Below are 16,683 nucleotides of genomic sequence, written 5' to 3'. Positions count from 1 at the left end.
GTTTGTGTGTTGGATTGAGTTTTTGTGAACGGAATCAACAGGGGGCTGGGTTTAACCCCTTCCCTGATCGCCTCCGGTGCTGCGCGAGTGGACCCGCAGGATCAGCTCCAGCCCCGGTTCACCGTAGACACCCTCGAGAGGTCCCGTCAGCGAGTAGCCGGTGATGCAGTCGTCAAAGACTTCCCACACCTGGAAAAGGTGCTCGGGAATGTCATCGAGGGGACGCAGGACAACAACGTCGTCTTCTTTAAGGTGCCAGTCCGTCATAGCGACCTCCGCGTCAGCAGAAGGTCAGGAAGGACCACCCCAAGGGCCACACCAAGCGGAATGGGCAAAGGAATGGGTTGGAGCCAGCTTGGCAAACAGGCCAATACCAGCAGTGCCCCGGCAAGGGCTTGGGGGATCGCTAGATCGAGGCCAAACCTCGTCCTCAGTATCCAGGATAGGGCCAGCCGGAAGCCGACCCCCGCCGCCAGAAGCAGCAAAAAGGGTGTAAACATCTATACATCTCCATGAAGGGTTTCTTTTGTATAGATGCGGGGATTTCCTCAGTTTTTATGGGCTTTGTGGACCTGTCTTGCCGCTAAGGGTGGAAAGGTGGGGTGGGTGGATTGCAAAATCACCTACATAGAGTGCCACCCACGCGGAACCTCCCAGCGCGTACTGTGTGCCAACTCAAAGCAGCCATTCCGAGCGCTTGGTGCCGAAGTCTGCTATGCGGGACAAAGCTGCCCTTTCACTTCTTTCCCACAATGTCCGCTTTCGAACAGGTGCGGCCATATATGCGTCGTGTGACCGCTTTATCCAGCGGAGCCTTTCGATAACCCTAAAAACGAAAGAGTTGGGCTATCAATTACTTGGATATCAACTAATCTTACAGCTCAAGCTACTTCAGAACTCGGAAATGCTATGCGTCGAGCACTTGTTGGATATTCCACACCGATTGGATATGATTATCAATCTCCCGCCGTAAAAGATGATCAGGGGAGGCCAAAGCAAGCAAATCCGGTTGTCGTGGGAAGTATGGGTTTAATGCTTCTCTACGACGAGATTTGGTTCGCGGAAGAGTGGCTTTGCCCCTCAAGCATGCGCCAGCTACCCTACTGCCGGATTCTCAGTAAAGAAAAACCTGAGCTAACGAAGCTAGTGGAAAAGATGCCGCGAATTGACTGGGGCGCGGGTAGCGAATTTCCAAACATTAATGACTTGGATACAAAAGGGTACGGTGGGTTCATTGAAGGATACTACGGCGTTAGCAACGGAGTCGATAATCACAGCTACTCAGGGAATCCAACACCTGAAAACCTGCTCAGAGACCTTGAATTAATTGATAAATGCGAAGAGTTAGAATTTGACCTAGCGATGAACAATTTTACACATCAGTTCCTTTTTCCGGAAGGGCTTGAATACTTGCAAGCAAGAACTCTATTCGAGCAACTTGAACTCGCCGAAAACGCCCTGAACGTCGTGAGCATGTACGATATCACTGGGGCCTCAGGACCTTATCATCCCGTGATCGATCCTATGCGAGAAAGCAACTTCCTTTCAGATTTTAGAAATTGGGCAAACCAGCAAACTAGCAACCTACATAACCAACCCGTCGAAGAGATTCTTGAAGAGTTAGATGAGCGGGTTTCAGAATTTGCATCGGGAGCTCTTTCTGCGGCGGTTGGAGCCGACGGCATTAAAGAGACCATTGTAGACATGGCACAGGACGTAGCTCTCGATCTGGTACCAGGAGCAGCAACAGTTCACACCGTTCTAGGTCTAATCGGAGCGGCCAACGAACGGTCCGACCGGCGTCTCAGCGCATTCGTTGCTGATGGAAGATCTTCAGTTCATATTGAACAACGAAAGGCAGACCTAAAGAAGCGTCAAGCGCGTCGATAAATGCCGTTCGCCGCATCGCAAAGCACTGGTCAACTTGGGATCTTCAGTATCATTCGCCGCGATCTGCGCGAACGGCCGCTTATGATACGATTCCGCCCCCAGCCTGACTCGACCTCATATAGTTGCAGATCGTACAAGTGACGTGGGATCCGACGGATCTATACTATAGGTTCATTCTCCAAGGCTGTTGCGCTCGTCATCTAACTTCCAAGAAGGGTTGCAATGGCAACAGCTAACCCACCGAACGTTGCCAGCATCGATAGCAATGCAATGATAAACTGTGCTCGATCACGAAGCTCTTTGTCGCGGAAGATCTTTCTCATTGGCATCTCCTTTCGAGTTTACAGCTAATGCTTTTTCCAACAGTTGTTAGGTGAAAAATTTAATAGAATCAGAAAGTTATACTTAATCATCGGCCATTTTGAATGTGGAAACAGACCAAAGAAAACCAGCAAAAAAATATGCTCAACATTTTGTGGAGTCGCTTTTTCTCTTAGGATGACTATTTTTAAGGGGTGTCGTGCCGAAAGGTTGAAAAATGAATAGAGATGTCGAGGGTGTCGAAAACGAAAAGGACACTTCAAAAAGTTCGATAAAAGATCGCGTGATAAAGGCGGAGACGCCTAGTCAACGAGACGAGAAAGAAACCATAGCGGCTTTAGTTGGCGCCTCAATACGCCTTCGATTGGAAAAAAACTACCTACTTCTACTTGATAACTATTTCGAGGGTTGGAAAGAACAGTACTCGGCGAACGTAAATGAAAAGAAGTATCGCTCAGCAAAAAAGCTTCTGATGAGTTCGGATGGCCGCCAAATTATTGAACTGGTTTGGAAAGAATCTAGGCATATTCCGGATATGTCATTAGCAATTTCAGGATATGAAAAAAGTATTCTACAATATACACCAAGCATTACAGACATAGCCGACGCCATTGTTAGTGATGCTTCCTTTGATGAAGTTTCTGGCTTTAGGACAGGCAACCGTATCCGTCAAAGAGTTCAAAGAGTAGTGGAGGCGGCAGAGTTTTTTGACCTGCTAACCCGCCCTGACGCAAAAGGAGGCTGTGCTCGGCCCATTCAAACAACTGATGATTTACACCTGCTGATGAAGCGGGTTCACCATCAGAACATTGCCGAAATAGCACAGCTTTTTCCTGGCTCCGGTGACAAAACGGGCGGAGCATAAAATGAGAAACCTGATAAGAAATCGTGTCCCTACGTCAGATCGAGACACTATTATGATCCCCGATGACGGAGAGTTACTGCCCGATGGCCTGATAAATACCCTTAGTCTTTTTGAAGGTTTAGATAGTGGCATCACTAGCTCCGCTCGAGCTTTGTCTCATGTTCTTGACGAACTTGATCTCGGAACAGATAGGCTGCTGGGTTGCCCGTATGATCACGAGCTTCTCCGCACGTTGGTGTTTGATACTTGTGTGAAGAGAGCTGTCCCTGAAAGGGTCGTAGACCTGTACTCTCCGGATAGTATTACGCAGCCAAAAGAGTTGACAGATACACTGCGCGTTTTGCAGAAAGTGTTCAATCAATACTCCATAAGTTCTGATGAAGTATTTGCTTTTGAGGAGGTATCGCTTGCTCCAACTGCTGGTCAAGCGTTGTTAGCAACTCTCCGCTCTCACAAGGTTGGCAAAGAAGTATTAGTGCAGTTGTCTTGGATGTTCCGTTCTCTCAATGACGACACAATCTGGTGGCTCGTCGCTTTCTCAGATTTACGCAGTAATGCTGACGCCATCATTTCAACAATGGAAGAGGGGCCAGAAGCAGAGCTATTCTTTGAAGAAGATACTTTTGTTGAAGTAATGGGTGATCCGTGCTTGGACAGCGGCAATTTGACCATCAATATGATCGAATTTTTATACCAGAATGATGCGATTAGCGAAAGCGTGCGTGATGAGCTTCTAAACTGGATTGTTGAAAACGGAGAGGAACTAGAGATTTGTCAGTCTCTAGCAGAAAAGTTGGAAGATGAGTTTTGATAAGGCGGTCGCTGGAACTTGATTCATCAGCGGCCGTCTACACGAGGCCTAAAAAAGTAGGAGAGCACCTTAAAGTGTGGGGCAATCACACCGCACTTTTGATTTCAGCGTCGGCTTTCATTCCCGGATACCACTGTTTGGATTTGCCTCGAAGCGTCCCATCAAGCGTCCGGGTGCGAATTTGGAGCATGAGGGGGGCTGTTACGGGAGGGGTATAATAGTAGCGCAAAGAAAGTTAGTCATTGAAATGAAATGATTTTTCCGGTCGGCTATTCCCACAAAGATGCCACTAAGTCGGTCCATTTAAGTGTTTGACATATTACGAAAAAATCTCGCTATCGTACGATTATGCCCCTCCTGCAATCGCCCCCCCAGATCGCGGCGGAGCTGAACGCACGCGGAATCAAAACCGCACGGGGCGGAAAGTGGTACGCGACCACGGTTCGGAATATTCTAACGGCAGAAAACGGGGCTGAGGGCTGCGCGGCCTAAAACGGTCGTTTTTGTCACTGAACGGGCGGTTGTTGGAATCGCTAGAAAAACCTGTGCCACAAACCCTTGGCAGGACTCACGTTAGTTTTGTCGCTTTTTTGACCACATGACAAAGAAGCCGACATTGATGCGTCACGCAGCATCCGTCACTTTGGGCTCGAACCCGCCGTTCGCTGCAGGAAGAACGAAGGTCCGTTATGGCAATATTCGGCGGCCGATAATTTGTTTGTCCTGACCGAGGGTGGAAAGGTGGGGTGGGTGGATTGCTAAACTCTCTACATAGAGTCCCACCCGCGTAGGAGCTCCCAGCGTGTGCCATAGGCTTGGGTTGCGAGATGGTCGCGGAAGTTGTCCTTCTGGTCGCCGGTCAGCAGGTGGCGCGGGTTGACGCAAAAGGGGTTGTTGCACTCGTGGCGCATCAATTGCGTCTGACTAAGTGGGACGACAGTCGCGATCCCGTAGGCAAAGCGGTAGGCCGTGAGCGTCTTCTTCTGGAACTTGATGTTGGCGCGGGCGTGGTCGCCGAACCAAAGGCACCCGTGACTGTCACGGCTGGCCAATTGGAAGATCAGCGTGAGATACTTTGCGACGGCGCTTTCCATATGGGTCGTGAACACCCAGTCCCACCAAAGATACTGCCGATCGCTAATCTCGACCTTCATCCGTTCGCGCAGGTAGACCTCATGGCGAGCCCAAATCCTGTCGCGCTCAGAAGTCAATTTCTGCATCGAGATCATCCTTGAGGGTTGGGTCAGTCGGCTCGCCTTGGTCCTTGACGTAAAAGCCGTTTCCCAGTTCGCCTTTTGAGTTGTCGACAACTTCTGTGTCGAGCTCCCAAGTGTCTGGTCCAGAGATCACGCTGCCTTTAAGGGTGTATCCTGGCTTTAACCAGATCATCCGCTTGTAGTCCTTGCCGCCCCACTTGGCGTTCTTGCTGACCCACCCAAGGTCGGCCAACACATGCTTTAGGACGGTTTTCTTCGTCGCCAGCCTTTGCTCGACCATAAAGTCGGCACCCTTCATGTTGACGGCCACACACTCATGCTCATCGAAGAACTCGGCCACGGCCTTGCGGGTAATGTCGATGGCGCTTTCCTGGATTTCTCGCATGACGGCGGTCGCTTTCTGAATGACCTCCAGTGAGTGGGGGTTAAAGTCCTCTGCCACCTTGTGTGCCTTTAGGGCCTTGTAGAGGGCGGCCACGTGCCTTGGGTCCTCAAAGTAGGCGAAGAGTGCCGCGACTTGGCTGGCGTACTTGCCACCATTGGGGCCAAAGCGGTGCCCATCGTGATCGACATGCACGACGTAGAAGCGACGATCGCCCTGCTCTAGCCAGACCGGTTTGTGGTTGGTGATGAAGACAAAGCAACAGACTTGCTGGACCTGCTGCACCGCTTGGAACTTGTGCTCTACCACCGCCTCTTTTTCTGTGATGAAGGTCTTGACCGCATTGGCCTTGTCGGACCCTGGGGGCAAGTAGAGCTCCTCACAGATCACCAGCTTCTTTTCCAGCACGGGGGCGTTAAAGCGCGACACCAGCTTGTTGATGTTATTCTCGGTGGCCGTGTTCTGATCGCCAAAGAGCAAGCCAGCGACCTTTGCAAAGGTACTCTTGCCTGAGCCTTTCTCGGCTGAGAACAAGAACGGGGCCCAGCCTGGCTTGTCGTCCTCATTCTGCAAGCACCAAGCGAGCCAGTCTGTGAGCATCCGACGCTCATCTTCGCGAGTGAACGTTACCTGCATGAACTCCGCAAAGGGTCCCCAATCAGCTGTCACCCCCTCAAGTCGCCGATAGGAAGGTTCGCGCCACGTGTTGATCGTTGCTGCCATACGCTTGAAGGACAGCCTGTTGGGGTTGCCGGGCATGGACTGTCGTAGGCCCGACCAGATCGGGATGGACCGGCGTGGATCGACAAAGATGTCTCCGATGGCGACCTGCAAAAGTTGCCTTACAACGTCTTCTGACAGGTCCTGTCCAGGGAACTCGCCCTTGAGCCTTTGCACAATGATCCGCTCGACATCACCGCGCGAGAACACGGGTCCCGGTTCTTCCACATCGTAGTATTTGCCATCTTTGCGCACATACCACTGTGCAATGGTCTTGAGGATGTTTTCCAGTGTATCGAAGGATGCCTCACCCGGCTGGGGTTGGGGCGGGAACACCTCGACATGCTCGGCCAAGTTCTCATGCCACCGTAGAAGGTGATCAGGTGGGTCTGGTTGGAAGTCATCGCCTGACATGGTGCTGCGCCGTCCCGTGATTGGTCACTCAATGCGAGGCAGGGTTGCGCCAAGGCCAAGTAGACATTCAGTGGATTTTAGTTTTGTTCGCTAGTGATTTTGGCTGCATTTCCCGCATAAGGCCATGAAGCTTTTGGGTTTTTGGCCAAAATATTCCCACTAACCAGCCTAGGTTTGCAGTTACCTAAGTAGCTCAGCCCGTAAGTCGTCAGTGCCATAGAGCGTTGACCGACCCTTAGATGTGGTTTTCCACGGTTGGTTATCTTGCTGCTCGAGAAAGGCGTCCTCTTCCAGGTCATGGAGGAGGTCTGCAAAGAGGCTCGGATCGTCACCGGGATCGTCGGACACATAGTCAGTCTCCACTTGGGTTGGCTGAATACGTGGCTCTGCCTTTGGTATGGGCCGAGTGACCGCAAGGGTTGGGAGTGGTGCAGCCTTTGATAGAGGTGCCTTGGGTGCTGTGGCCGAAGCTGTGTTGCCCGGTCCCTCACGCAAGCCCTTGGCATAGTCCACCATCTCGAAGGTCGCATCCTCCCAGTCATGGTCCTGGGTTGGGGCATACTCGTTAAAGATGCTGGCCTCTCCGGTTCTCTTGCCTTTGCCTTGGAGGAGGACATGAACCAGCATCGTGGTGAGTTCCCATTGGTGGACTACCCCAGACATGACCAGCCAGAGGGATGCCTGCTCGAGTGAGGCAAGCAGATGGGCGTTGTCAGCGGTGGCGTTGTTGTCGCCCTTGGCATGGAGGCGGAAGACCCTGGCGTCAGGATAGTCAGCCAAAAGCTGATCTACGGCTGCGTAGTGATCGGGGAGAGCAACCAGTGAGCGGGCCTTCTGTCGCTGCAACCCGTCACGGTCCCGTTTGGGGAGGGCGGTATAGAACTCATGCTTCTTCTTTAGGGTCAGCGTTTGGAAGCTGATCTTGGCCCGTCCTGAGGCAAAGATTTGGAGGTGGTAGCCGTTAAAGGTGGGGAGGGTGCCCGGGGTGAACTCGGGTCGGATGAATACTGTCATAGGGGGATGTCTTTCTATAGGTTAATGTATTGATTTAATGAGATATATAAGGAGCAATGAGTAAGGGATAAGCTATAATTCTTAATATCTAAGAAGTAATATATAAGGGCTTGGGTAACCCGTTCTCTTCTCTTGCCAAGCAAGAAGAACAGTGATCGCCAAGGCGGATACCGTTGTGCTTTCCTCATTAGGCGGCACTGTTTTTGTGCCTTAAGAGGTTGGGTGATCTGATGGTGCTTGGGAGGTGTTGATGCGGTGCTGCCCGGTTAAGTTGGGCGAGGAGTGGTCATTTGCTGCAAGTGCGAAGTCAATGGTCGGCCATGGTCTACTTGCTTTGGTATGTATCGTGAATTCTCAACCGAACTTCATTGTCGAGTACTGCCCGATACTGAATGTAGGTGTCATCTCGCCCGTAGACGCACTTGTACCACTCAAGAATGCCGCGTAACCGCTCACGATTATCATGTGCCCAATGAATGTTTCTCGAAGCTTTAAAAAATAGCGACCTATATAGACGGCGTTGTTTACCAGGTATCTTTGGTGTCTCACCATGCGATAGTAGGCCCAGCGTCGTCCTAGGAAGGCCTTTGGGATGATACTTGGTTTTAGCCGGGTTCGCAGTAAAGCCGCCATCTTCAATGATTTTTAGTGCAAACTTTGCTAGCTTTGGATGGTTGAAGTTCTTGTCCTTATGGAAGAACATATCATCACTGTACCGAAGGTATTTCATCTGCCACGTCTCAGCCAAGCGCTTTAAGCGTAGATCCATGCCTCGAACGATCAGATTTGATATCGCCGGGCTTGTTGGTGCCCCTTGCGCTAACCTATTTTCGTAAGTGGTGAGTCGAGCAAGAATATATGAAGCTGGGCCGGAGAAGCCCAAAGACCGGAAAAGACCCAATACTCGGACGAATGAGATGGTTGGAAAAAAGTCTTTAAGATCTACTTTCAGAATGGCTCGTCCAGGACAAAGTTCTCTTGTAGCAGTCAAAATCGACCGGGAGGTGACATAAGAGTGTACACAATCATCCACTGAATACTCGGCCAGAATCTTCCTGTTAATGGCTTTTTGAATCCCCTTCAGCTGAGAAATTGGGATATCCAGTTCTCGCATTTGTGAGGGGTCAGAATTTTTGGGAATTTCAATTCGGACGTAGCAACGATCAGGATTTTCGACCAAATAGAAAATGTGCTGCGGAGCGAAACCCAAGAATACGGCGGTCGACACCAGATCCTTACATTCGTCCGCAGCACTCATTCCTACTTCTTCTCTCTCTCGATGCCATACAATAAATCGTAAAAGCATAAATTTGCTTTTCTATTTATTGGATGACAGGCTTCTGCGTACTTCGCGTGCCCGCAACGATGACATTGCGTCTCCCCAGTTTGGGGAATTGCTAGGAATACTAAGAGACTACCCTAAGCGCTGATGGCGTCAAGCGGCAGACAAACTCAAAGACCGAGTTTTGCTAATTTCTGTTGAGCTAAATGGCTCTAGAAGATCATCGCTGTACCCATGTTTTGAACGGTAGCGGCCTGATCCCACTTTCTCGATCTTGCCTGCCGCATAGAGATTATGCAGTGCCGAGTTAAGTTGCCTAGGCGCAAGTCCTGACGACAGAAGTAGATTCGAGTAACTAGGCCGATCCCCTACCAAGATCGCAATCAGCGTCGTCGCCATCTGGTATCTTTCTCTAGTCGGTTTTATGTATGTAGAATAATCGACCAGCTTTCGTTGATACCTAAGCATAGTATTTTTCAGGTAATCAAAGCGGTGCAAGTATTGCGCGTATTTAATGAATGTGAGCGGGTACCTAACGCGATCTAGCATCTCGGTCTCGCTTTCAGCGTCGAAGTAGATCACACTATTTGGGTTCAGCTTTGTTAGCAGACTCAATGGCCCTCTCGAAATGTAACTTTCCGCGCGATAGAACCTCCCGGACAGCAACACTACAAGACGTTCTCTAATACCTGGGATTTGCGTAAAGGTGCCAAGCTCCGCAATTGATCCTGGCGATTCCAAAATCAAGAGCGTGAAGTCAACATCATGTGCAAACCGCACTTCCAGGGTTTGAAGGTCGGTTGATTGCTTCTTATAGCTCGATATTTCCTCAATCTCTTCACCATAAATCGCTTTTACATTCGGGATTTTCTGCAAAGCGTTACGGGCCATATCTCGGATAGCGATTCCCTCAGATGAGTAGCCGGGGCCGCACACGAAAACTCTCGATGAGACATTTTGAGCAGCTTTCTTGAGAAGTGTTGGTTGGATAATCAAAGCAATGTCCCAGGCTAAGAGTTTCCCTGAGCTTACATCATAACAAGCGCTCTTCCAGCCTTTGTGACACTCAGTGTTGCGATACCCATGCTCGTCCGCATCTCGTCAGCGCCCGGTTGCATTAATAGTATTAGGATGCGGCGAAGATGCCAGCTGGCGAGTATCCGCTCCGCGCCGGTACTCCACCTCACTCCCCCCACACCTTCACCAACGCCTCCCGCATAACGTCGATCGCATACCCTGACCCATAGTTGGCCGCGACACTGCCCTGGGCATGACCAAGGATTTCCATCGACAGGTTCTCAGGGCAGCCGGTGTTGCGCAGCTTGTCTTTCATCCGGTGCCGGAGAGAGTGCATTGTGACCTTCTTGTCGGTGATGACGGTCCGCAGCCGCTTCATGAGCATGGCGGAGGCTTTGTCATTGCCACGGGGTTTAGCATAGGCGGGAAAGATGGGATCGGCATCCGAGAGCCCAACCTGATGCTGTCTGAGGCACTCTGTAGCTCTCTGTGACAGTGGGATGCTTCGGGTGGAAGTCTTGGTCTTGAGGCCACGGCGGTCATTGGGGCGGATGTGGAGAATGGCTTTATCGAGGTCTACGTCTTTGGCTTCCAGACCTGTTATCTCTGCCAAGCGGGCTCCGGTGTCGGTTAGGAGGAGAAGCAGAGCCTTGGCAACCTCACTGCTCTCGAAGGCAGGAACCATCATTGTCAGTTGTTCATCCGTGATGGGAAGTCGATCGGTGTTGCTGCTTCCCGCCCCTTTGATCTTGATGGCTTGGAAGACGTTGCGGAGGTCCAGATCATGTTCCAGCAAGACGTGATTTACCGCTGCCTTCACGACGCCAAGGTTCCGCTGCACAGAGTTGGGTGACATTCTTGCAAGCAGAAGGTCTCGGTAGGCATTGGCATCTGCCCGCGTGAGGTCTTTGAGCTCAGTCCACTCAAAGCGGTTTTTGCCAAGGCAAAGGATCAGGTCTTTGCGGATACGGTCAATCCTTGTCCGCAGGCCGTTGTCACTCTCTTCTGCTTTGTAGGTAAAGTATTCCTCCAAGACCCGAGAGAGCGACATAGGGGCGGCCTCTGAGGAAGCTGCTTTGAGCTGTCTTACAACGCCTTTTGGAACAGCGTGCTCAACGTCCTCAGCCAAGTCTTGGAAGTCGTCATACTCAGGCCACTCAGGATCGACTGCCCCGTCTATGAACATGGATTGGTACCGTTCGCCCAGCCGTTCTCGGACAAGAGCTGTTGCCCGCTGCTCATCTGTTGTCCGTCGTTCCAGATCAAAGAGCGCCTCGATCTCGGCGTGAACCTTGGGCAAAGCTCTCAGTGCATCTTGGTAGGTATTCCCGAGCTGACGGTAGACCGTGGCTTTAGGAATCACCTTGCGCAGGTCTTTGGGAACATTCCGTTTATAGCGGAAAGAGCCGTTGGCACGGCGGAACATGTAGCGTGGGAGCTTGAGGGGCATCTTGTGGTCCATGCTGAGCAACGTCTGTCACAGCATCACCCAGTGCAACCAAAAAGGACCTTCCAAGAGTGACAATTCACTGGCAGAAATTGACGAAAGTGGTCCTAAAAGCGGTCCCGAAAATGGTCACAAAAAACCCAAAACCCTGGGTTTTCTTTAGTTTTCTTAGCGATATAGGGGGTTTGGTGGTGCCCAGGAGAGGACTCGAACCTCCACGTCCATACAGACACCAGCACCTGAAGCTGGCGCGTCTACCAATTCCGCCACCTGGGCAGGTCACGTGGCGCGGATTTACGCGCGGTTTAAGGGGCTGTCAACGCGATTCGACCACAAATATCCGGGGAACAAATAAATCCTCCCAGATTGCGCCTTGTCTTACAGGGGGGGCGGGGGGTAAACCCGACACCAGCTACTTATCTAAAGGCCCAGGGATGTCACAGCTTGTCACTATCTTCGGCGGTTCCGGCTTTGTCGGACGCTATATCGCGCGGCGCATGGCGAAAGAGGGATGGCGTGTGCGCGTCGCGGTGCGCAACGTCAACGAGGCGATGTTTGTCCGCCCTTACGGCGTGGTGGGTCAGGTTGAACCGGTTTTCTGCAATATCCGCGATGATGCCAGTGTTGCGGCCGTGACCGAGGGTGCCGATGCTGTGGTCAACTGCGTCGGTGTGCTGGACGAGGTTGGCAAGAACACATTCACGGCCGTGCAGGCCGAAGGTGCCGGGCGCATCGCCCGCATCGCTGCGGCACATGGTGTGGGGCGGATGGTGCATATCTCTGCGATTGGCGCGAACGCCGAGGCAGCAAGCGAATATTCTAAGACCAAAGCTGCAGGCGAAGCGGCTGTGCTCGCGCATATGCCGCAGGCGATGATCCTGCGTCCGTCGATCATATTCGGTGCCGAGGACCAGTTCTTTAACCGCTTTGCCGGTATGTCCCGTCTGGGGCCTGTGTTGCCTGTGATCGGAGCCGAAACCAAGTTCCAGCCCGTCTATGTGGATGATGTTGCAGCCGCAGCGGTCAAAGGCGTTCTGGGGCAGGCCGAAGGCGGTGTTTATGAGCTGGGCGGGCCTGATGTGCATAGTTTCCGCGAGCTGATGCAACTGATGCTGCGTATCATCCGCCGCCGCCGTTTGATTGTGAATACGCCGTTCTGGATGGCGCGGATCATGGCAACTGTTTTTGGCATTGTGCGTGCTGTGTCGCTGGGTCTGATCAAGGGGCCTGTGACAAAGGATCAGGTAATCAATCTCGGTGTCGATAATATCGTGTCCGGGGATGCCAAAGGGTTTGCCGCTCTCGGTTTGCAGCCGACCGCGATGGAGGCTGTGCTGCCTGATTACCTGTGGCGGTTCCGTCCGTCGGGGCAGTATGACGCGATCAAGGAATCCGCGAAGAACCTGAAAGTCTAGGTATAGGCGATCCAGAGCAGCACCACGCCAAGCGCGATCCGGTAGATCACGTAGGGTGTGAAACTGACAGATTTCAGAAGGCGCATCATGAGCGCCAGTGCAAGCAGTGCTGCCGCGAATGACATCACTGCCACCAGCCCGATATCGCGCCATGCGCCGATGTTGCCTGATCCGATCACATCGAGGCTGAGCAAGGCCCCAGAGGCAATGATTGTCGGGATCGACATCAGCATCGCAAGGCGCGCGGCATCTGTACGCGTATAACCCAGCATGCGTCCTGCGGTGATAGTGATGCCGGAGCGCGATGTGCCTGGGATCAGAGCAACCGCCTGCCAGAGCCCCATTTTCAGGGCGTCTTTCAATGACCAACTGGCGGCTGTCTTTTCCTCCGCGCCTTTCTGGTCGGCCCAATAAAGCACGATCCCGAAAATAATCATGGCCCACCCGATCACGGCGATACCGCGCATCGCGTCAGAGAGACCGGTCACCTTGAGGATCAGGCCTGCGATGATCACGGGGATTGTTGCGATAATCAGGCAAAGGGCAAGAAACGCGCCTTGGGTGTCGATCTTGCCGCGCAGCAGGCGCAAGGTGCCGCCGAGCGCCAGTTTCACGTCGGACCGGAAATAGAGCATGACGGCGCAGAGTGTACCGACATGGGCGGCGACATCGATGACCTGTCCCTGATCGGTCATGCCTGTCAGTGATGGCAGCAGGATCAGGTGACCGGATGATGACACTGGCAGGAACTCGGTGATCCCTTGGACGATCGCGATGATGAGCAGGTGGAGTGTTGTCATTGATCCGGCTTTTGATTCGTCTTGTCCAACCTATAACCTGCCTGAATCTTGGGGAAAGAGGGGATATAGGTCGCAAATCGGACCTAATTTTAACCTTTTGACCACGATCTTTCGCGCGCCGCGACAAATTTTCTTCGATATAGGTCAGTAGTACTGCCTTTTCATTTGGTTTGGACCGTTTTAAAAGGCGTCTCGCTCTGGAATACGGGAGGGTGGCTTATGGCTGGCCAAAAGATGTTGAAGTTTACACAAGTCTCGCGCGAGATGCCGGAAAAGCGTCCGCCGAACTTACGCAAGGAAGACTTCGGCGAGATTTACGCCGAGTACGCACGCGACAAGGCCGCCGAGCAGGCAAGCCGGTGCAGCCAGTGTGGCGTGCCTTATTGCCAGACCCATTGTCCGCTGCACAACAACATCCCTGACTGGCTGCGTCTGACGGCCGAGGGGCGTTTGCAGGAAGCCTATGAGATTTCGCAGGCCACCAACACGTTCCCCGAAATCTGTGGCCGTATCTGCCCGCAGGACCGTCTTTGCGAAGGGAACTGTGTCATCGAACAGTCCGGCCATGGCACTGTCACCATCGGTTCGGTCGAAAAATACATCACCGACACCGCATTCGAGGAAGGCTGGGTTCAGCCGATCCGCCCCCATGCCGAGCGGAGTGAAAGCGTTGGTATTATCGGTGCCGGACCGGGTGGTCTGGCGGCGGCGGATATGCTGCGCCGTCAGGGTGTGCAGGTCACGGTTTACGACCGCTATGACCGCGGCGGCGGTTTGCTGACCTACGGTATCCCGGGCTTCAAGCTTGAAAAAGATATCGTGATGCAGCGCATGGCCCAGCTTGAGGATGGCGGCGTGCAGTTCGTGCTGAATTGTAATGTGGGCGAGGATCTGTCCTTTGACGCCATTCGCGGCAAGCATGATGCGGTTCTGATCGCCACAGGCGTCTATAAAACACGTGATTTGCCGGATTCTGGTGCGGACGGCATTGTTGACGCGATCGACTATCTGACCGCGAGCAACCGCAAGAGCTTTGGCGATGAAGTGCCCGAGTTCGACAGCGGTGAATTGAACGCTGAAGGCAAGCGCGTTGTCGTGATTGGCGGCGGTGATACCGCGATGGACTGTGTCCGCACAGCGATCCGTCAAGGTGCGGAAAGCGTGAAATGCCTGTACCGCCGTGACCGCGCGAACATGCCCGGATCACAGCGTGAGGTGCAAAACGCTGAGGAAGAAGGTGTCGAGTTTGTCTGGCTAGCTGCCCCCAATGGTTTCGAGGGCGATCCCGTCACAGGTGTGAAGGTGCAAAAGATGCGTCTTGGCGCGCCTGACGCGACGGGCCGCCAAGCGCCCGAGTTGATCGAAGGGTCGGACTATGTCGAGGGCGCGGACATCGTGATCAAGGCGCTGGGCTTTGAGCCCGAGGACCTGCCGAAGTTGTGGGGTGTCGAGGGGCTGGAAGTGACCCGTTGGGGCACCGTGAAAGCCGACTTCAACACCGGTGCGACAAGCCTTGAGGGTGTCTATGCCGCAGGTGACATCGTGCGCGGTGCTTCGCTTGTTGTCTGGGCAATTCGCGACGGGCGTGACGCGGCGACCGCAATGCTGGAGTATTTGGGGCAAGCAGCCACTGTCGCTGCCGAGTAGGGCCGTACAGAACGCGTACACAACCTGTACACAAGCTGTGCATACAGTCGGCTTACACGCGATTTAGGTAGGTCACATTTGCTGACCTGGAGGGTAAAGAAATGATGAAACCGATGATCATCCTCAGTGCTCTGGTTGTGGCCGCTCCGGCCATGGCCCAGCAGAGCTTTGCCGCGCCAGAGGGGTGTGAAGCCGTGCTGACCGTCCAGAACAAGGGTTGCGTCATGACCAATGTCTGGCAATGCACCGCCGATGAACCGGGTGATCAGTGGATCGCGCTGCTGACGCAGGCGGGTGTCTTCAGCGTGCAAAAGGTTGACGCCGAATTCCAGTGGGTCGAGGCCTATAAGGTCACCGGAAACGAGCGTCTGATCACGCCTGCCGAGGATCCTGCGTCGTTGACCACGCTTTTCGAGACCCAGATTGATACGTGGGATTTCACGCTGGAAACCGATGAGGGCACCGAGCGCAACGTGGGTTTTGACATGCTCACCGGCGAGACGACCGAGATTGACGGGGAGGTCCTTCTGAACACCGAGTTTCAGGGCCGGACGATTGATGGCGACGGCAATGTGATAGATGCGAGCAGCGGCCGCCAGTATGTCAGCGAAGAGCACCGGCTTTTCTTTTTCGGTGAAAGCTGGTCCGACGATACCCCCGATCAGGTGATTGATATGTCACCTGTCGAGTTCATCTATCCGGGTGAGCCGGGGTTCTTTGCGGACCGGCCTTTGTACGAATGTAACGTCATTGAATCAGGGTTCCGCCCATGAGACTGGCATGCGCCCTGATCCTTTTGGCCAGCCCCGTTGCTGCGCAAGAGACATTCTCCCTCCCGGGTGGATGTGAGGCGTTTGTGACCGTGCAAAGCGAGAGCTGTCAGGTGGACCACCACTTTATCTGTCTGGGCGATCCCGAGGGACACAAGCGCCGTGTCAGCCTTGATGAACAGGGCATGACCTATACAGGCGTCACCGATGATGAAGCGCAGTGGATCAGCAGTTTTCATGTCCTGAGCGGGCATAGCGAAGTGTTGGAGAGTGCACCCATTGATCCTGCGTCTTTCAGCGAACTGATCGCGACGGACCTTGATACTTTTGATTTTCGCACCCTGTCCGACGAGATCGGCGAGACCCGCTATGTGGGCCGCGATACGTTGACCGGCCGTCAGATCACGATTGATGGCGTCACGCTGGATGAGACTACTTATGACATCACCGCCTATGACGGGGCGGGCAACGAGGTTTGGGCGGCCCAAGGCCGTGAATTTATCAACCGCGACTGGCGCATGTTTCTGGCCGGAACCGGCACTGTGACGACATCGGACGGAACTTATGAGCGGTCCAACCGCCCCGTTGAATTTATCTTCCCCGGCGAGCCCGGGTTCCTGAGCGCCAGCCCGAAACACGGGTGTGGTGTCGCGATCTCTTAAGACATGAAT

Annotated in this window: 17 protein-coding genes and 1 tRNA gene; 8 read left to right on the top strand and 10 right to left on the bottom strand. The window is 53.2% G+C overall.

What is annotated here, in order from left to right:
- Positions 1-51 precede the first annotated feature (51 nt).
- On the bottom strand, positions 52-267 hold the full coding sequence (locus SJY29_RS14860) for a hypothetical protein (RefSeq protein ID WP_110280726.1): 216 nt from the start codon (positions 265-267) through the stop codon (positions 52-54).
- 642 nt (positions 268-909) lie between these two features.
- Between SJY29_RS14860 and SJY29_RS14855 the strand changes: the two genes are divergently transcribed.
- On the top strand, positions 910-1,890 hold the full coding sequence (locus tag SJY29_RS14855; RefSeq protein ID WP_400084274.1) for a hypothetical protein: 981 nt from the start codon (positions 910-912) through the stop codon (positions 1,888-1,890).
- Positions 1,891-2,090: 200 nt separating this feature from the next.
- Here SJY29_RS14855 and SJY29_RS14850 read toward each other — a convergent pair whose 3' ends face one another.
- On the bottom strand, positions 2,091-2,213 hold the full coding sequence (locus SJY29_RS14850) for a hypothetical protein (protein ID WP_400084271.1): 123 nt from the start codon (positions 2,211-2,213) through the stop codon (positions 2,091-2,093).
- Between the two features lie 215 nt (positions 2,214-2,428).
- On the opposite strand from SJY29_RS14850, the gene SJY29_RS14845 reads away from it, so the two are divergent.
- From SJY29_RS14845 to SJY29_RS14835, 3 genes are all read left to right on the top strand, one after another.
- Entirely contained in the window at positions 2,429-3,076 is a 648-nt protein-coding gene (locus tag SJY29_RS14845; protein WP_400084268.1) for a hypothetical protein, read from the top strand.
- A gap of 52 nt (positions 3,077-3,128) precedes the next feature.
- On the top strand, positions 3,129-3,887 hold the full coding sequence (locus tag SJY29_RS14840) for a hypothetical protein (RefSeq protein ID WP_400084265.1): 759 nt from the start codon (positions 3,129-3,131) through the stop codon (positions 3,885-3,887).
- A gap of 348 nt (positions 3,888-4,235) precedes the next feature.
- Positions 4,236-4,379, top strand: a complete 144-nt coding sequence (locus SJY29_RS14835; RefSeq protein ID WP_400084263.1) for a recombinase family protein — start codon at positions 4,236-4,238, stop codon at positions 4,377-4,379.
- 275 nt (positions 4,380-4,654) lie between these two features.
- Here the strand turns inward: SJY29_RS14835 and SJY29_RS14830 are convergent, their stop codons facing one another.
- The 7 genes from SJY29_RS14830 to SJY29_RS14800 form a co-directional block, all read right to left on the bottom strand.
- Positions 4,655-5,107, bottom strand: coding sequence for a hypothetical protein (locus SJY29_RS14830; RefSeq protein WP_400084260.1), 453 nt, complete (start codon positions 5,105-5,107; stop codon positions 4,655-4,657).
- Complete coding sequence (locus SJY29_RS14825) at positions 5,088-6,560, bottom strand: DUF5906 domain-containing protein (protein WP_400084257.1); 1,473 nt, start codon at positions 6,558-6,560, stop codon at positions 5,088-5,090. The genes SJY29_RS14830 and SJY29_RS14825 overlap by 20 nt, the downstream gene beginning before the upstream one ends.
- A gap of 240 nt (positions 6,561-6,800) precedes the next feature.
- The gene (locus tag SJY29_RS14820) at positions 6,801-7,634 is read right to left on the bottom strand and encodes a hypothetical protein (RefSeq protein ID WP_400084254.1); all 834 of its coding nucleotides are present in this window, start codon (positions 7,632-7,634) and stop codon (positions 6,801-6,803) included.
- Positions 7,635-7,959: 325 nt separating this feature from the next.
- On the bottom strand, positions 7,960-8,940 hold the full coding sequence (locus tag SJY29_RS14815) for a reverse transcriptase domain-containing protein (protein WP_400084251.1): 981 nt from the start codon (positions 8,938-8,940) through the stop codon (positions 7,960-7,962).
- A gap of 129 nt (positions 8,941-9,069) precedes the next feature.
- On the bottom strand, positions 9,070-9,912 hold the full coding sequence (locus SJY29_RS14810; protein WP_400084248.1) for a retron St85 family effector protein: 843 nt from the start codon (positions 9,910-9,912) through the stop codon (positions 9,070-9,072).
- 187 nt (positions 9,913-10,099) lie between these two features.
- Positions 10,100-11,383 (bottom strand): tyrosine-type recombinase/integrase, encoded by a 1,284-nt coding sequence (locus tag SJY29_RS14805; RefSeq protein WP_400084245.1) that lies wholly within the window; start codon positions 11,381-11,383, stop codon positions 10,100-10,102.
- Between the two features lie 186 nt (positions 11,384-11,569).
- Positions 11,570-11,656: transfer RNA gene (locus SJY29_RS14800), tRNA-Leu, on the bottom strand.
- A 158-nt stretch (positions 11,657-11,814) separates the two neighbouring features.
- Between SJY29_RS14800 and SJY29_RS14795 the strand changes: the two genes are divergently transcribed.
- Complete coding sequence (locus tag SJY29_RS14795; RefSeq protein WP_400084242.1) at positions 11,815-12,795, top strand: complex I NDUFA9 subunit family protein; 981 nt, start codon at positions 11,815-11,817, stop codon at positions 12,793-12,795.
- Here the strand turns inward: SJY29_RS14795 and SJY29_RS14790 are convergent.
- Positions 12,792-13,595, bottom strand: a complete 804-nt coding sequence (locus tag SJY29_RS14790) for an undecaprenyl-diphosphate phosphatase (RefSeq protein ID WP_400084241.1) — start codon at positions 13,593-13,595, stop codon at positions 12,792-12,794. The genes SJY29_RS14795 and SJY29_RS14790 overlap by 4 nt on opposite strands.
- Positions 13,596-13,814: 219 nt before the next feature.
- Between SJY29_RS14790 and SJY29_RS14785 the strand changes: the two genes are divergently transcribed.
- The 3 genes from SJY29_RS14785 (at position 13,815) to SJY29_RS14775 (ending at position 16,674) form a co-directional block, all read left to right on the top strand.
- Positions 13,815-15,242 carry an NAD(P)-dependent oxidoreductase gene (locus SJY29_RS14785; protein WP_400084238.1) on the top strand — a complete coding sequence of 476 codons (1,428 nt, stop codon included), beginning with the start codon at positions 13,815-13,817 and terminating at the stop codon, positions 15,240-15,242.
- Positions 15,243-15,343: 101 nt separating this feature from the next.
- Positions 15,344-16,015 (top strand): hypothetical protein, encoded by a 672-nt coding sequence (locus SJY29_RS14780; RefSeq protein ID WP_400084235.1) that lies wholly within the window; start codon positions 15,344-15,346, stop codon positions 16,013-16,015.
- Entirely contained in the window at positions 16,012-16,674 is a 663-nt protein-coding gene (locus tag SJY29_RS14775) for a hypothetical protein (RefSeq protein WP_400084233.1), read from the top strand. Before SJY29_RS14780 ends, SJY29_RS14775 begins: the two co-directional genes overlap by 4 nt.
- The last annotated feature ends 9 nt before the right edge of the window (positions 16,675-16,683 follow it).

The sequence above is a fragment of the Yoonia sp. R78084 genome, from assembly GCF_044595625.1.
GTDB lineage: Bacteria > Pseudomonadota > Alphaproteobacteria > Rhodobacterales > Rhodobacteraceae > Yoonia.
This window is presented reverse-complemented; position numbering and strand designations above follow the sequence as displayed.